Origin of the sequence: Arthrobacter sp. YN (assembly GCF_002224285.1) — a bacterium.
Lineage (GTDB): Bacteria > Actinomycetota > Actinomycetes > Actinomycetales > Micrococcaceae > Arthrobacter.
In genome coordinates this window covers 291,370-307,309 of record NZ_CP022436.1, presented here as the reverse complement: position 1 = coordinate 307,309, position 15,940 = coordinate 291,370, and the positions used below count along the sequence as shown (strand labels likewise).

Sequence of the window (15,940 nt, the reverse complement as noted above, 5' to 3'; positions counted from 1 at the left end):
TGCTATTGTCCGTGGATTGCCGCCGCGCAGATCAGGTCCACTCACCCGCAAGAAGAATGCGGGGCGCCCCACTTTGGTCTACGGAGCGGACCGACCCGTGGCAATTCCAGGAGATACCGTTATCTTCACCGCATGGATCATCAACCGCTCCGCAAGCCACCTGCGGGACGTGACGCTGGTACCCCGGTCCTTCACCAACGAGGGCATGGAGGTGCTGCGCTATACCTCGGAACCCGTTGAGCGCGACCTTCGGATCCGGCTGCTGGCCCCCGGGCAATCGGTGATGCGGAGCTTTTCGTATTTGGTGACCGAGGCCGACCATATCCACGGGGGCAGCCTGGTCAGCGCCATGCAGGTCCATGCCACCTGCCGCGGCCAGGTTGTTTCCGATGAAAATGACGCAATCGTCTCCCTCAGCGGCGCACGGAAGGACTGGCCCTTCCCAGCGGACAGGGCGGGCCAGCCACTGAAGCGACGGAAGAACGCAGAGCAGTCGGTGCCCGCTTAGGCCCTACTCGTTGTCCGGTTCGCCGACCGGCTTCTCGGCGGGCCAATCAACATCCTGCTCATATCCTTCGTGCTTTTTCAGGTACGCGGCGATGTACGGGCAATGCGGGATGATGCGCTTGCCGGACGCCACAACATCGTCCAGTGCAAAGTGCGCCAGGACTTTTGCCAGGCCCTGCCCGTTGAACCCGGGCTTGGTTTCCGTGTGGATGAAGTCGATGTGACCGGGCCGATCAAGGAATTGGGAGATCACGGCCAACTCGCCGTCTACATGCAGCTCATAGCGGTGGAATTTGTCGTTGCGCACCGTAGTGACGCCAGGACGGAACGATTCTGCCAGTGAATCCGTGTGCTCGGTCATGGTTCGAGATTGGCACTTAAACCTGGCTCTGGCAACGTGGACACCTGACCGCCGCGCCGCTCTTGGATCTTAAGTTCAGGCGATGGCGGCAGCACCGGCGTCGGAACCTTGCCCAGCAACAGGACTGAAAGGGCAAAGCACGCCGCTCCCCCACCCAACAAGGCAAGCGTCAGGCCGTTTAACGCGGCGTCCGCAAGCGGGAACAAAACGACGACGGCGGCCGTCACCACAGCGGCACGCGAGGGACCCCGCGCGTGGCTTGCCGCCGTCGGACGGTTCTCCAACCAGCCACAAAGCCACACCACCGGCACCAGCAAGGCGACCACGGCAAGGAAAACAGGGATCCTGGCCCACCACCACTCCGGCGTGGCACCTGCGGGTTTGGGCACGTCGGTGAGCAACAACAACCCTGACATGCCCACCAGCAGCGGAAGATGCCACAGATAAACCGTCATGGACCTGCGGCCGGCCACGGCAATGACTGCCTGGATCCAGCGGACTCCCGCGAGCCATGCAATGCCGTTGCGGAGCAGCTGAAGTGTTGCGGCCTGCGAGATGCCCAACAGCAGCAAGCACAGGTTGGGTGGGTTGATATTGACCACCATGTTGCCCGGATAAACAGCCACCCCCGTCACCAGTCCCAACAACAGGTTGCTGGAGACAATGACACCCACCAGCCAGGTACGGCTGCGCTGTTCCAAGAAGCCATCCGCTATGAGGAAACCCAACTGCTGGACCGCACACCATACGAAGATCAGGTTGGTGAACGCGAGCACGGGAAGTGCGCCTCGAAGGGAGTCGACGGTGATGATCAGCGCCACCAACGCGGCGAGCGTCGGCAGTGGTGCGCGTTCGTGCAACCTGGCCAGGAGTGGAACGCTGAGCTGCGCCGTGAGGTAGGCGGCCAGGAACCACAGCGGCATGGCGGCGCCGGTGGTCATGAGCTGGATGACCTGGGGGTGGACACCCAGCAGCAGCGCGACCCACAGCCCTCCCCACATGACGGCGAGCAATGCCATGGCGGGGCGGACCAGTCGGAGGAGCCGGAGTTGGGCGAAGTCAAGTCCGGTACCGCCGCGGGCTCTCAGGCGCCGCCACGACTGCAAGCCCGTCACACCGCCCAGGACGAAGAACAGTGGAACGATCATGAGGGCCCAGGCCACAGGGGTAAACCAGCTTTGCTCCATGAGCACGTTCTCCGTGGTGACCGTCCCGTCCTTCTGCAGAACAGGGTTGGCCATCATGCAATGCGCGGCTACCACCAGGAGCAGGCACGTGAACCGGACAAGGTCGATCGCCGGATCCCTCTGCGCCACCGCGTCCCGGCGTGCGCGAGGGTGCGCTTGCGATTCCCGCTCCATGGCTCTCCCTTGGAACCCACGCACCTGCGTGTTGACTCCATTGTCCGCCCGTCGAAGGGGCGGAGCCAGCAGGCTGGATATGGCTGGGTATCGGCGGGTCATCCACCACTGGTTTTTGGGGTCTGGACGGGACGGCGAAACACCGGCAGGATCGAAGCCATGACTACGTCCATATTCGTGAACCTCCCCGTCAGCGACCTCGAGGCGTCCAAGGCCTTCTATACGGCCCTTGGCTACTCCATCAATCCGAACTTCACCGATGAAACCGCCGCCTGTGTGGTCTTCAGCGACACCATTTTCGCCATGCTCCTGACCCACGCCAAGTTTGCCGAGTTCACCAAGCAGCCCATCGCGGACACCCACAACTCGACGGCGGCAATAGTCGCCATTTCGGCCGACAGCCGTGAAGAGGTGGATGCCTTGGCCGCCAAGGCCCTGGACGCCGGAGGTTCCGAAACCTACGACCCCATGGACATGGGATTCATGTACAGCCGGGCGTTCCGTGACTTGGATGGACACCACTGGGAAGTGGTCTGGATGGACGAAGCCGCAGCCCAGGACGGACCGCCGGAGTCCTAGCCGGGAACTTGGGTCCTAGCTAAGAGTCAGTGCCAGGACACCAAGCACGACGGCGAGCAGCGGCGTGGTTCCTTGGAGGGTCGCTGCGCGGAGGTACTTCTTGCCGCTTGCGGCGAGGACCAAAGCTGCCAGAAGCATGGAACCGCAACTGCTGAAGACCAGGGTCCAGCCCACCTGCGGGACGCCCATGGCCACTGCGACGATGCCGATCAAGGCTCCGATGGCCAGGAAGAGATTGTAAAAGCCCTGGTTGTAGGCGAGCGGTTTGGTGGTTTCCGCGTCAGCCTGTGAAGTGATGCTGAACGTTTTCCAGGTCTTGGGCTTGGTCCAGGTAATGGACTCCATGGTGAAGATGTAAACGTGGAGCAGGGCAGCTATCGACGCAAAAATCAGGGAGGCCAGGATCATGATTTGATCCTAGCCTCCCTTTAATACCCGTCTTGGGTGCCGCGCTGCCCGTCAGGCGCTGAGCAACTCCAGGGTGGCGCCGGCGAAGGTCGCAGCAGAGACGTTCCACTTGGACAGCAGGCCTTGCAGATTCTCGCCATCGGCCCTGTGCGCTGCGGTTTCAGATTCCAGCGTGGACAGGATTCCGGTGCGCAGTTCGGTGTTGAAGTTCACTTTGCCAACCCGCAGCGAAGGGGCTTTCGCGAGCTCATCGGCGGGGATGCCGGAGGCACCGTGGAGCACCAGCGGAACGTCAGTCCGTGCTGCGACGTCCTGCAGCACGTCCCAGCGGATGTTGGGCTCGCCCTTGTACTTGCCGTGCACGTTCCCCACCGCAATGGCCAGGAGTTGCGCCCCGGTTCGTTCAACGAAGTCAGCCACCTGCGCCGGGTCAGTGAGCCCCGCAACTGACGTTCCGGCGTCGTGCGCTGAATCGTCAGTACCGAACGCCCTGTCCTCGTCGCCGGCAAGGCCGCCGAGTTCTGCTTCGATCACGACGTCGGCAGCACCTTGCACGTCCAGCGCGGCTCGGACTTCGCGGACCAGGGCGATGTTGTCCTCATAGGGCAAGGTCGAACCATCGGCGAGCACCGCGTCAGCACCGGCGGCCACAGAATCACGAATGACCTGCAGATCCGACGCGTGGTCCAGCTGGACAGAGACGGGAACACTCGCCGAGTCAGCCAGGCCACGCAGGGCCGTGATGAGCCTCAGGCCGTTGGCAGTGGACGCAGTCTTCGGAGCGACCAGCAGGATCACGCCCAGACGAGCGTCCTCCGCCGCGCCAACAACGGCAAGGGCTGTAGTGAAGTCGTAGCAGGTGAAGGCCGGAACTGCGGAACCATCGGCCAGCGCAGAGGTGACCAGGTGATCGAGTTTGGTGCGCATCAGTGGGCCAGGCCTCCCACCAGGATCCAGGCGACGTACGTCAGCGCGAAGCCGGCCAGGCCCAGGATGGTGGTGAGGACAGTCCAGGTCTTGAGGCCGTCGGACACTGTGAGGCCGTAGTAACGGATCACGGTCCAGAAGCCGGCGTCAGTCACGTGGGACAGGCCCAGCGAGCCAAAGCCGATGGCAATGACGATCACGGCGATCTGGGCCGGCGTGTAGCCGCCTTCCATCACAGCGGAGGTCAGAAGGCCGGTGGTGGTCACGATGGCGACGGTTGCGGAACCCTGGGCGGCGCGCAGTGCCAGGGAGATGATGAAGCCGAGAACGATCACGGGCAGGCCGAGGCTGTCCAAGGTGTGGGAAAGGGCAGCGCCGATGCCCGAGGTGCGGAGGACTTCGCCGAAGACGCCACCGGCAGCAACCACCATGAGGATGGAGGCGATGGGAGGCAACGCGCCTTCGAAGATCTCGCCGGTTTCCTTGAGCGACCAATTGCGGCGGACAGCAAGCAGGAAGAAGGAGAGGGCCACGGCTACGAGGAGCGCAAAGAAAGGGTTGCCGATGAACGCGGCCACGCCGTACCAGTAGTTGTCCTTGGGTATGGTCAGCGTGCCGACGGTGCCGAGGAGGATCTGGGCGATGGGCGCGGCGATCAGGAACATGATCAGGCCGGGACGCGGAGGGGCGATGGCGCGGGCGCCGGGACCGTCATGGCCGACGTGGACCAGGGAGTCTGAGCCGAACTCGTCAACCTGCTGCTTGACGCCGGGCAGCAACTCGTATTCCTTGCGGTTCATGATGCTGGCAACCCAGTAGGACAGGAATCCGAGGGGAATGCAGATAATAAGCGAGATCATGGTGATCAGCCCGATGTCCGCGCCGAAGACGCCTGCACCTGCAACGATGCCCGGGTGCGGCGGGACAGCGACGTGGATGGACAGCATGATGCCGGCCATGGGCAGGCCGAACTTGATGGGGTGAACGTTGGCGATCTTGGCGAAGGCGTAGACGATCGGGACCAGGACGATCACGCCAACCTCGAAGAACACGGGGATCGCCACCAGGAAGCCGACGGCGGTCAGCGCGACAGCGACGCGTTTGGCGCCGAGCTTCTCAGTGAAGTGGGTAGCCAGGGACTGCACGCCCCCGGAAACCTCGATCATGCGCCCGAGGATGGCCCCGAGTGCGATCAGCAAGGCGACCTTGCCCATGGTGCTGCCAACGCCCGTGGTCACCACGGTGAAGATGTCCTTGAGCGGAATCTGTGCGGCAACACCCACCACAATGCTGACTGCCAGCAGCGCAACGAAGGCCTGGATCTTGAAGCGGATGATCAGCACCAGCAGCAAAGCGATTCCGGCTGCGGCAATGGTCAGCAGAAGGGGTGTTCCCAGCTCCACTGCGGGTTTGATGGCGGGGGCGTCGGCCGCCTGAACCATCAACGAGTTAACGAGGGGATTCATTGGGGGTGTCTCCTTTGACATACCAGTCTAAAGAAGACCGGCGGGAGGTGGCGGCGACGGCGAAGGGGGATCGCCGTCGTCGCGCGTTCTTATGGGGTGGTTAGGCGGTGCGCTTTGCGGGCGCGACAACCTTGATGACGGCGGAGTCGTCGGCAGCGGCGAGGCCCTGGGCCTGGCCGAGAAGATAGAGCTGTTCAGCAGCGGCAGCTACAGGTGCAGCGAGGCCGGCGGCGCGGGTCGCTTTGCCCACGATGCCCATGTCCTTGACGAAGATATCGAGGCGGCTGAGGACTTCGGCGCCGTCTTCGGAGTAGGCCTCGAGGATGCGCGGACCACGGTTGGACAGCATGAAGGAACCGGCGGCTCCGGCTTCGAGGGCGGCGAGGGTCTTCGCCTGGTCCAGGCCGAGGGCGTCGGCAAGGGCCATGGCCTCGGCAGCGGCGGCGATGTGCACGCCGCAGAGGAGCTGGTTGACGGTTTTGAGTGCCTGGCCGTCGCCGGGCTTGTCGCCGACGATGCTCAGGGTGGAGGCCAGTAGTTCCAAAGCAGGGCGCGCCTTTTCGAGTGCCTCGGGCTCTGCACCCACGACGATCAGCAGGTCGCCCTCGCCGGCACGCTTGGGTCCACCGGACAGCGGTGCATCAACCAGGGCCACGCCGTATTCCGCAAGCTTTTCCACCGTGGCCGGGATGGCCTCTGTTCCGACGGTGCTGCCGAGGATCACGACGGCGCCCGGCTTCAGTACCGAGGCAACGCCGTTCTCGCCGAAGAGGACATCGTTGAGCTGCTCGCCGTTGCGGACGGCCAGGAGCAGCGCGTCGGCACCATCGGAGGCCTCACGGGCTGACGCGAACGTCTTGATCCCGGCGGCTGCGGCGAGTTCAAGGCGCGGCTCGGCGATGTCGAAGCCGTGGACGGTGAGCTCGGACGCGAGGCGGGTTGCCATGGGCAGGCCCATGGCGCCGAGGCCCAGGACGGTGACGGTGTAATTGCTGCTGGTCATGGTGTTCTCCATTGAATTTTTTGGGGCCGGGCGTTCTAGAAAGTAGAGCTGAGCTTGCGGGTGACTTCAGTCAGGGATTGGTCGTCGCCGACGTTGCCCGCGAAAACGATGTACGGGATGCCTTTGGCGGGGCCGTCCACCGGCTCCCAGAGCGAGACGATGCCGGGCAGCATGGGGCCTCGCACAATTGCGTGGCGGATTTCCAGGCCGTGTGCGGCGACGTCCGAGGACGTGATGCCGCCCTTGGCGATGACGAACCGCGGCGGAAAGGTTTTCAGGGTCCGGTTCACCACGGCGACGACGGCGGCGGAGACCGTGCGGGCGATCTTCAGGCTCGCGGCGGCGTCGTCGGTTTTGATGAGCAGGCGGCTGGTGTGGACGATGACGTCACCATGGTGGAGGGCATCGACGACGTCGGACACGACGGTTCCGATGTAGGCGTCGGCTTCTGCTTCGCCCGCGGTTTCGGTACCGGCAATAAGTTTCTCGACATCGATCTCGATGGTGCGCGCCGAGCTGTGCGCGGCTGTGAGGTCATTGAGCTGGCGGGTGGTGACGCCAACGTGCGAGCCCACCACGATCAAGCCGCCGGCTGCAGAGGGAGTATTGCCCGCGAACGCCTCTTCGGAGGTCAGTGCCGTGCGGATTTCCTGGCCGATCCTTCCGCGGACGAACGGCGGGCCCACGCGGTAGAGGAGTTTCTTGCCGCGGCGTTCGGCTTCTTCGAGGCCCAGGGCGAGGGCGCGGAAGTCGTTCTCGGTGACGATGTCGGCCACGATCGGGGTGGAGCTGGTGGCGGACTCCAGGGCGTCGGCGATGGCCTTGGCGGAGATGGTGGGGTCCTGGGCGGAAGCTCCGGCGCGGATGATGTTCAGGTCAAGCACGATCACGTCGCCCGCCGGGAATCGGCCCTGTGACTTCTCCTCCACATACTTGGCCATCTCGGAGTTCTTGAAGCCGAAGCTCGCATCCTTCGCGAATTCCGTCTCGGCCACAGGGGTGAGTGTGCCAGCGTCTCCCCTCATGTAGTGGACACCGCCGATGGTGACGCGGCCGGCGTCGGGGAATGCCGGAACGATCACTACGCCGTCGGTGGGTTCACCGGTTTCGGCGGCAACGGTAGCGGCGATGACGTCCGGCTCCAGCGGGTAGTGACCACGGAGGGTGGAGTCGCTGCGGCTGACGAATCCCAGGCGCAGCCGAGGACCAACAACGGTGCCCGACGCCGCAGCGAGGGCATTGCGGACAATTTCCTCGTTGCGGGCCGCGGCCTCGGCCGGGTCAAGGCTGCGGGTGTTGGTCAGAACGTAAACAGCGGCCTGGGTCTGGTTCTCACGGATGTGGGTGAAGGCCCACGTGAAATCCTCAACCTCCCAGCGGGTGAGCACGGCAAGATCCGCAACGGACTGCGTGCCCGTGGGGTCGTCGTCGAGGACAACCAGCACGCGCGGGGTGGTGGCGGCGGACGCGGCAACGGCGTCGGCAACCAGCTGAGCGGGAATCTGGACTTCCGCCGGGAAAGCGGCCAGAACGTCTGCTTCAAGGGTCACTGTGCACTCCATCGTGGGAAATCTGTGTAGCGGTTTAGTGAATGTAAGATGTCAGACATCTAACATTTGAATTAGTGTGACACACGGCTCCTCACCGCGCAAGATGCTCCACGTCACTAGGCTGGGGGCATGGCTGACAACGTGGTTCCGCTCCCGTTCGTGGACGTCCTCACGCCTGCCATTCCCGCAGGTCAGCCGATGCCCGCCGTCCTGATCCACGGCTGGGCGTCAGGCTCGGTGTACTGGGAACCACTGGCGAAGAAACTGCTCGACGCCGGCCGCGAAGTCTGGATTCTCGACCTCCCCGGCTACCACCCGGGAGATTTCCTGCCGTCGGATTTCGAATGGACCTTGGACTCGGCGGCTGCTTCGGTAGCAGCCACCCTTGACGCCAAGACCCAGGGTCCCGTGCACGTGGTGGGGCACTCGATGGGTGGCAGTGTTTCGCTGACGCTGGCGGCGGCCCGCCCCGAGTTGGTGGCCTCACTGACCCTGGTGGGCATGGCACCGGTGCCGCAAAATCAAGGCTTCAAAGAGGTGCTCAGGTCACAGCTGGACCAGGGGTTTTTCGATTCCGGAACCATCGCGAAGCTCATGAACGCCTGGTACGGGGAGTTGCCGGCAGCAGACATGGTGCGGCTCAGCACCGGATTCAATGCCCCCTTCCCCGTTCTGTCCGCCAGCGCCTTGGCGGCCATGACCGGCGTCGAACCTTCAGTACCCGGGCGCGTCCACGCGCCGTTGCTGGTGCTCGCCGGAACTGATGACCGGGTGCGGCCCATAGAGCAAATGCGCGCGTTCGTGGCCGAAAGCCCCCAGCGTCAGCTGAAGGCCATTCCCGGCGCGGGCCACAGTGTCCACTGGGAGAAGCCGCAGGAATGTGCCGAGGCGCTGCATGAATTTTGGGAAACGAGCTGGCCACCGCCAGCGTAAGATGTCAGACAACCATCCCGCCCCGGGAAGACGCGGGACGAAGGATGGCCGGAGTACAGGAAATGGGGATACATGGCACGCAAGTCACTGGTCGGCGTCGTCGCTGATGAGTTGCTGGACCGCATCATCGCGGGTGAATTTCCGCCCGGAACAGTGGTCCCCGGTGAGCTTGAGCTCAGCGCCAAGCACGAGGTGAGCCGAATGACCGTGCGTGAGGCCATGAAGACCCTCGAAGCGCAGCGGATTCTGAGCGTCGAGCGCGGCCGCGGCACGTTCGTCAATCCCCTGAATCAGTGGGCATCGCTGGAAGCCGTACTGCGCGCGGCATCTGAGGGAACCAAGGACGCGGCCGCCGCGATCCAGCTCATCGAGCTCCGCCGTATGCTGGAAACCGGCGCCTGCGAACTCGCCGCCGAACGTATCTCCGACGACGAACTCACGGCACTCAGCGAACACGTCGACAAGATGCAGGCCGCCCACGAAGTCAACGATCTCGCGGCCTTCGTGGAAGCCGATCTCGCCTTTCACGACGTCATTCTTCACGCCTCCGGCAATGTGTTTGTGGCTGTGCTCTTTGAACCGCTGCACCGGGTCCTCGAAGCGCGCCGCACCGAAACATCGGCTTTCCCGGAGATCCAGGAACACGCCATCGGACACCACCGGAAGATCGCCAAGGCCTTGGAGTCACGGAATCCCAACGAGTCACGCCTGGCCATGGATGCCCACATGCAGCAGACACTGGACGACCTGAAGACGTACGTGCTGGAGGCGTAGCTGGCACAGGCGCCTTAATTGTTGGACTCGGATAATTTAATTCCTGCACGGGCCGGGTCTAGCGAAATCACTGATTTCTAGGGAATAGTCGGGCCATGCTCTTAATTGTTGGAAACCTCTCTGGAACATTCTCCCCGTGAACCCACTCGATTTTCCCGAGTTCCCCTTTAGCTCTCCACTGGCGAAAGCCATCATCGACCTTGAACGGGTTCACGCAGATTTAGGTGAAGGAACCACCGCTCCCGAGGTCTTCACACAGTTGCGAACGCGCTGAACCCAACGGCCGTATTTGGGGAGAACCGCGCCCTCTACTACGAACGACTCGAAGACGCCGATTCCCTCGAACCCGAGTCCCTGATTCGCTGGTCGACGTATGTCCTCGAAGGACTACTGACAGACCTCAGAAGGTTGGCGAAACTCGGTGACAAGGACTTCGTTACGGAAGGCCTGTTGGTTCCCGCAATCGCAAGAGGCCTCGCCTCGTCGCGCTTCACGGCGGACGAAGCCCTGGCTTTGACCATCATCGCGCGCAAAGTTGACGTGAAGGCCGCAGACCTTAGTTCAGCATTCACAGGTTCAGCTGCGACACGAAGTCAAGACATTCGAAAGCTCCTGGACCGAGGCGTCATTGAACCGATCGCCAAGGGGAAGAGATCCTACCGGCTTCGGCTGGCCCCGAGTGAACTAACGCCACTTCTGGTTCGGGAATTGGATCAATTGGGATTCCTGCCCCGCATTCTGCGCGATTCAGAGTAGTCTCCGCCTCCTGCCTAGCGGCGCAAGCTCTCGCTTGGTAATTCGCCGAAGGCCTTCACGTAGAGGGCAGAGAAGCGCCCTTGGTGAGTGAAACCACACAACTCAGCGACGGCCGTGACACTCTGCTCCCGCGGGCTCGCTTCCAGCAGCATCTCCCGGGCCCGATCCAGCCTGATATTGCGCAATAACTCAGACGGCGTCGCACCGGTTTCCGCACGCAAGGCAGTTTGCAGCGTGCGGACCGAAACACCCAGGCACTCGGCGATGTCAGGGACAGTGAGTTCTTCGAAAGCGTGCTTTTCCAACAGTTCGCGGCATTCGCGGACCAGCCGGCCCTCCGAAGCCGCGTCCCGGGCCGCCACACCGGGCGACTCCATCGCCATCAGCAAGCGCGAGATCATGCTGTCCGCCAACAATCCCTGCACAAAGGCGGGAGCCGCGGACTGCGGCTGGCTGATCATGTCGTCATGAAGTTCGACGACGGCCCTCAGGAACGCGCGCCCGGCGCCACCTGAAAGGTCCATACCGTAGCCCAGCTCACCAGGTGCCGCGCCGTTGAGCTGCCATGCCACCCGCTCCAATGCTGCCCGCCGCACGTACACAATGAGGTGCGGGCTGCCGCTGTCCCAGCTCATGGAGAAGGGCCTGTCCAGCGGAGGAACAGTGGCCATTGCCGGACTCGACTCCACAGTGCTCGCACCCACCTTCATGGACGCGTGCCCCGCCAACGGGATCTGCACCAAGTGGAAATCCTGGAGGCCCTCCGGCTCAATCCGAACGTCCGCGCCGTAGTCCAGGAACTCGATTCCCACATCACCGCGGTGGAGGGAGCGGAGCTTCATATCCACAGAGGACTGGCGCGTCCGCGGCGCCAGCTCGTGACTGCAAAACAGCTCAGCAATTTTGGCGTGTGCTTGGTCCACGTCGGTGGTGGCCACAGTCGGCCGCCCCCGCAGAACGTCCCGAGGAAGAATCCTCACCATCCGCCACCTACTTCACCGGTTTTCCCACTACACAGGGTCTTTTCGCTTTTCGGATGATCCCCGCGCCAAGTGGATATTCCGGAGTGCAGCGGCTGTCTAGAGTCGCTTTTAAGACAAGTATGACGCAGCTCACAGAACCATAACAGTGACGGAAGCGAGGTGAGGACCAGTGAAGAACATCAAGCTCGTACATGACCGTCGAGATGAATGGGATCAGGGTCACTTCGAACTCTGGGCGGCGGAGCTTCAGGCCAGGGAAACCCGCCTCACTTCCGCGGCCTGGGTTGGCTGGCACGAAGAAGAGGAGGACCCTGCGTAATTCGGATAATCCTCGCGCCCCGTGGATATTCCGAACGACAGCGACTGCCTGGAGTCGCTTGCAGGGCAAATATGACGCACGTCATATATCCGTAACATCATCATCGCGGGAAAGGGTTCGGCACATGTCAGCACTCAAAGGCAGGACAGCGATCGTCACAGGTGGAGTCACCAAAGTGGGCCAGGGCGTGGTCACCGCTTTGCGGGACGCCGGAGCCACGGTGGTGGTGGCGGACATAGACCCCGACGGCGCGTCGCTCACCGCCGGGTTGGGCGAGGGGATCACCTACTCCCACGCTGACATCACGGATGATGACGCCGTGAACCAGCTTGTCAGCGGGACCGCAGCCCGGCACGGCAGCCTCGACATCCTGGTGAACCTCGCCTGTACCTACAAGGACGACGGAGCCGCATCCGGCCGCGCCGACTGGCTCGACGCACTGAACGTCAACCTCGTCAGCGCCGTAGTGGCGAGCAACGCAGCCCGCCCCTACCTCAAGGCTTCGGGGCACGGCGCCATCATTAACTTCACCTCCATTTCCAGCTCGGTGGCCCAAACGGGCCGTTGGTTGTACCCCGCCAGCAAGGCTGCTTTGGTGCAGGTGACCCGCAGCATGGCAGTGGACTTCGCATCGGATGGGATCCGGGTCAACTCGGTCAGCCCGGGCTGGGTGTGGAGCAACATCATGGACTCCCTCAGCAACGGGAATCTGGAGAAGACAGACTCCGTGGCGGCACCGTTCCACGCACTCAAGCGCGTCGGCCGCCCGCACGAGGTGGGTGACGTCGTCGCGTTCCTCGCCAGCGACCAAGCCAGCTTCGTGACCGGCGCCGATTGGGCCGTCGACGGCGGCTACTCCGCGTTGGGACCTGAACGCGCCGAAGAAACCATCCCCTTGCTCGCCGCCAACTGACAACCCGCAGCAGACCCACACTCCAAACAGACCAAGAGAAAAGGGCAACACCATGACGCAACGCCACATCACCATCGTCGGCGCCGGCCAGTCCGGACTGCAGCTGGGCATCGGCCTGCTGGACGCCGGATTCCAGGTCACCACGATCTCGAACCGCACACCGCAGGAGATCCAGGAAGGAAAGGTAGCCTCCAGCCAGTGCATCTTCCACAACGCACTGGAACACGAGCGGTCCTTGGGGCTCGATTTCTGGCCGGACGCGCCAACTGTGGACGGCATCTCCTTCACCATTCCCCACCCCGAAGTGCCGGGCGAGAAGGCCATCAGCTGGGCCTCCCGCCTGGACGACCACGCCAAGTCCATCGATCAGCGCGTGAAGTTTCCCAAGTTCATGGAGGAGTTCACCGCGCGGGGCGGCGAGCTGGTCTTCGAAGACGCAGGCGTAGCTGAGCTGGAAAAGTACACGCAGAATTCGGACCTGGTGATCGTGGCAGCCGGTAAAGGCGAGATCGCGCAACTCTTCACCCGCGACGCCGAACGCAGCACCTACGACGCCCCGCAGCGCGCCCTTGCCTTGACCTACGTGAAGGGCTTGAAGCCCCGCGAAGAGTACTCGGCAGTCTCGTTCAACCTCATCCCCGGAGTTGGCGAGTACTTCGTCTTCCCCGCCCTCACCACCACCGGCCCCTGCGAAATCATGGTCTTCGAAGGCGTTCCGGGCGGCCCGATGGACACGTGGAAAGGCCTCTCTCCTGAGGAGCACCTGGAGAACTCCAAAAGCATCCTGCAGACGTTCCTGCCGTGGGAAGCCGAACGGGCCACCGACGTGGAACTCACCGATCCCCATGGCGTTCTCCAAGGCCGCTTCGCGCCCACCGTCCGCCACCCGATTGCCACGCTGCCGAGCGGCCGGCAGGTACTCGGCCTGGCCGACGTCGTGGTGTTGAACGATCCCATCACCGGACAGGGGTCCAACAACGCGAGCAAATGCGCGGCGTCGTACCTGGACAGCATCATCCGGCAGGACATTGGAGCCTACGACGCAGAGTTCATGCAGGCCACGTTCGAGCGCTATTGGGATTACGCCCAGCACGTTGCACACTGGACAAATGCCCTCCTGGCCCCGCCGCCGCCCCACGTCCTTGAACTCCTGGGCGCCGCGAACAGCGAGCCGGCCATTGCCCACCGCTTTGCCAACGGCTTCAACCACCCTCCGGAATTCCAGGACTGGTTCATGTACCCGGACAAAGCTGCCGACTACCTGGCCGGCCTCTCCGCCGCCAAGGTTTAATAGCACACCCCTGCCAGCAAGGACTTAACCATGCGAAAAATAGCAATCGTCGGGGCCGGGGAATCCGGTGCCCAGCTGGCTTTGGGCCTGCAGCGGGACGGCTACGCCGTGACGCTCCTGTCCGACCGCTCCGCGGCCCAGATCCGCACCGGCAAAGTCATGTCCAGCCAGTGCATGTTCTCCACAGCCCTCGACGCCGAAGCCCAGATGGGGACAGCGCTCACGGAATTCTACGAGTCCGGCTCCGTCCCGGGCATCACCTCCATCCGGCTGCGTGTGGAAGCGGAAGAACCCATCGAATGGGAGGCCCCCTTGGATGGGCCGGCCCGCTCCATCGACCAACGGATCAAGAGCGCACTCTGGATCGAGACGTTCGTGGCCGCCGGGGGCGACTTCCGCATTGAGAAGGTCACTCCGCGCATGCTCGAAGAGCTCGCCCGCGAGTACGAGCTGGTGATTGTCAGCACCGGCAAGGGCGAGATCGGCCAGATCTTCCCGCGCGACAAGGCAAAGTCGCCCTTCGACCGGCCGCAGCGGGTCCTGGCGCTCACTTACGTCACGGCCGACGACGGTGCTGTCGCGGGCGACGCGACACCGGGCAGCACCTCCAGCAGCGGCGCCGCCATCCGCATGTCCATGGCCCCCGGCGTCGGCGAGTTCTTTACGTTCCCGGGCCTGACCGTCTCCGGGCCGTGCCGCATGATGGTGTTCGAAGGCGTGGTGGGCGGCCCCATGGACCGGTGGACCGACGTCGGGACCCCGCAAGAGCAGCTGGACCGTTCGCTGGAAATCCTGCGCGAGCATTTCCCGCACGAGGCCGGAAACTTCGCCGACGCGGAACTGACCGATAGCGGCGCCACACTTCTGGGCCGTATCACGCCAACGGTGAGGTCCGCCGTCGGGGAGCTCGGGAACGGGAAGCTGGTGTTCGGGCTCGGCGACGCTGTGGTCCTCAACGACCCCCTCACCGGGCAAGGCTCAAACAATGCGACGCTGGCCGCAAAGTATTACCTCGATGCGATCGTTCGCAGGGGCCAGCAGCCGTTCGACCGCCACTGGATGGAGCGGACGTTCGATGAGTTCTGGCGTGGATGGGGCCAGTGGGCGGTTGAATGGACCAACGACCTCCTCAAGCCTCGCAGGGACCACCAGAAAACCCTCCTCAGCGAAGCCGCTGAACACCCGGCGCTGGCAGCCAGCATCGTTGGAGGCTTCGATGATCCACGGACGTCATACCCGTGGTGGTTCGATCCCACTGCCGCAGCCGACTTCATGCAGGCCCGCAAAGAGGAAGACACCTCGGTTTTCGACGTCCGTGATTTCAGGGGCGCGTTGGGGCAATTCGCCACAGGCGTTACCGTGGTGACCACTGTTGCTGCCGACGGCCGGAAGGTGGGCATGACCGCGAATTCGTTCACGTCAGTTTCCATGGAACCTCCTTTGGTGCTGTGGTGCCCCAGCAAACGCTCGCCCAGCTTGGGTGACTTCGAGAACGCCACGCATTTCGCCATCAACATCCTGGCCAGCGACCAGCACGTCCTGTCCCGCCAGTTCGCCACCCCCGCCATCGACAAGTTCGCCGGCACGGACACCACCGAGGGCATTGCCGGCGTTCCGCTGCTGGACGGCGCGGTGGCCACCTTCCAATGCCGCACGGTCTCACGGCATGACGCCGGCGACCACGTCATCTATGTGGGGGAAGTGGAGAAATACGACTACGACGGCGGCGCCCCCCTGGTATTCCACGGCGGCAAATACCACGCAACCGCCAGCCACCCGGACTTCTAGCCACATTCTGAGTACTTCTGA

16 protein-coding genes are annotated in these 15,940 nt (G+C 63.5%); 8 read left to right on the top strand and 8 right to left on the bottom strand.

Features of this window, described 5'->3' with window-relative positions:
* Positions 1 to 97: 97 nt before the first annotated feature.
* Positions 98 to 508, top strand: coding sequence for a hypothetical protein (locus CGK93_RS01500; protein WP_232481508.1), 411 nt, complete (start codon positions 98 to 100; stop codon positions 506 to 508).
* 3 nt (positions 509 to 511) lie between these two features.
* Here the strand turns inward: CGK93_RS01500 and CGK93_RS01495 are convergent, their stop codons facing one another.
* Together CGK93_RS01495 and CGK93_RS01490 are read right to left on the bottom strand one after the other, a co-directional pair.
* A complete protein-coding gene (locus tag CGK93_RS01495; protein ID WP_089593293.1) occupies positions 512 to 868 on the bottom strand; it encodes a GNAT family N-acetyltransferase in 357 nt (118 codons plus the stop codon).
* Entirely contained in the window at positions 865 to 2,229 is a 1,365-nt protein-coding gene (locus CGK93_RS01490) for an acyltransferase family protein (RefSeq protein WP_089593292.1), read from the bottom strand. The genes CGK93_RS01495 and CGK93_RS01490 overlap by 4 nt, the downstream gene beginning before the upstream one ends.
* A 159-nt stretch (positions 2,230 to 2,388) precedes the next feature.
* Between CGK93_RS01490 and CGK93_RS01485 the strand changes: the two genes are divergently transcribed.
* The gene (locus CGK93_RS01485) at positions 2,389 to 2,808 is read left to right on the top strand and encodes a VOC family protein (protein WP_089593291.1); all 420 of its coding nucleotides are present in this window, start codon (positions 2,389 to 2,391) and stop codon (positions 2,806 to 2,808) included.
* A 15-nt stretch (positions 2,809 to 2,823) separates the two neighbouring features.
* Here the strand turns inward: CGK93_RS01485 and CGK93_RS01480 are convergent, their stop codons facing one another.
* From CGK93_RS01480 to CGK93_RS01460, 5 genes are all read right to left on the bottom strand, one after another.
* Positions 2,824 to 3,216: a DUF1304 domain-containing protein gene (locus CGK93_RS01480; RefSeq protein ID WP_089593290.1), complete on the bottom strand. Its 393-nt coding sequence runs from the start codon at positions 3,214 to 3,216 to the stop codon at positions 2,824 to 2,826.
* A gap of 51 nt (positions 3,217 to 3,267) precedes the next feature.
* The gene (locus CGK93_RS01475; protein WP_089593289.1) at positions 3,268 to 4,143 is read right to left on the bottom strand and encodes a class II fructose-bisphosphate aldolase; all 876 of its coding nucleotides are present in this window, start codon (positions 4,141 to 4,143) and stop codon (positions 3,268 to 3,270) included.
* Positions 4,143 to 5,609, bottom strand: a complete 1,467-nt coding sequence (locus tag CGK93_RS01470; RefSeq protein WP_089593288.1) for a GntP family transporter — start codon at positions 5,607 to 5,609, stop codon at positions 4,143 to 4,145. Before CGK93_RS01470 ends, CGK93_RS01475 begins: the two co-directional genes overlap by 1 nt.
* Before the next feature lie 100 nt (positions 5,610 to 5,709).
* On the bottom strand, positions 5,710 to 6,612 hold the full coding sequence (locus CGK93_RS01465) for an NAD(P)-dependent oxidoreductase (protein WP_089593287.1): 903 nt from the start codon (positions 6,610 to 6,612) through the stop codon (positions 5,710 to 5,712).
* 35 nt (positions 6,613 to 6,647) lie between these two features.
* Positions 6,648 to 8,162: a four-carbon acid sugar kinase family protein gene (locus CGK93_RS01460; RefSeq protein ID WP_089593286.1), complete on the bottom strand. Its 1,515-nt coding sequence runs from the start codon at positions 8,160 to 8,162 to the stop codon at positions 6,648 to 6,650.
* Between the two features lie 129 nt (positions 8,163 to 8,291).
* Here CGK93_RS01460 and CGK93_RS01455 point away from each other — a divergent pair, with 129 nt between their 5' ends.
* The gene (locus CGK93_RS01455) at positions 8,292 to 9,095 is read left to right on the top strand and encodes an alpha/beta fold hydrolase (RefSeq protein WP_089593285.1); all 804 of its coding nucleotides are present in this window, start codon (positions 8,292 to 8,294) and stop codon (positions 9,093 to 9,095) included.
* Between the two features lie 72 nt (positions 9,096 to 9,167).
* Positions 9,168 to 9,869: a FadR/GntR family transcriptional regulator gene (locus CGK93_RS01450; RefSeq protein ID WP_089593284.1), complete on the top strand. Its 702-nt coding sequence runs from the start codon at positions 9,168 to 9,170 to the stop codon at positions 9,867 to 9,869.
* Between the two features lie 770 nt (positions 9,870 to 10,639).
* Here CGK93_RS01450 and CGK93_RS01440 read toward each other — a convergent pair.
* Positions 10,640 to 11,563 (bottom strand): AraC family transcriptional regulator, encoded by a 924-nt coding sequence (locus tag CGK93_RS01440; protein ID WP_232481507.1) that lies wholly within the window; start codon positions 11,561 to 11,563, stop codon positions 10,640 to 10,642.
* Positions 11,564 to 11,777: 214 nt separating this feature from the next.
* Here CGK93_RS01440 and CGK93_RS23720 point away from each other — a divergent pair, with 214 nt between their 5' ends.
* The 4 genes from CGK93_RS23720 (at position 11,778) to CGK93_RS01425 (ending at position 15,919) form a co-directional block, all read left to right on the top strand.
* Complete coding sequence (locus CGK93_RS23720; protein ID WP_198318319.1) at positions 11,778 to 11,927, top strand: hypothetical protein; 150 nt, start codon at positions 11,778 to 11,780, stop codon at positions 11,925 to 11,927.
* A 124-nt stretch (positions 11,928 to 12,051) separates the two neighbouring features.
* On the top strand, positions 12,052 to 12,840 hold the full coding sequence (locus CGK93_RS01435; RefSeq protein WP_089593281.1) for an SDR family oxidoreductase: 789 nt from the start codon (positions 12,052 to 12,054) through the stop codon (positions 12,838 to 12,840).
* 52 nt (positions 12,841 to 12,892) lie between these two features.
* Complete coding sequence (locus CGK93_RS01430) at positions 12,893 to 14,131, top strand: styrene monooxygenase/indole monooxygenase family protein (RefSeq protein WP_089593280.1); 1,239 nt, start codon at positions 12,893 to 12,895, stop codon at positions 14,129 to 14,131.
* A 30-nt stretch (positions 14,132 to 14,161) separates the two neighbouring features.
* Positions 14,162 to 15,919 (top strand): flavin reductase, encoded by a 1,758-nt coding sequence (locus CGK93_RS01425; RefSeq protein WP_089593279.1) that lies wholly within the window; start codon positions 14,162 to 14,164, stop codon positions 15,917 to 15,919.
* Positions 15,920 to 15,940 lie beyond the last annotated feature (21 nt).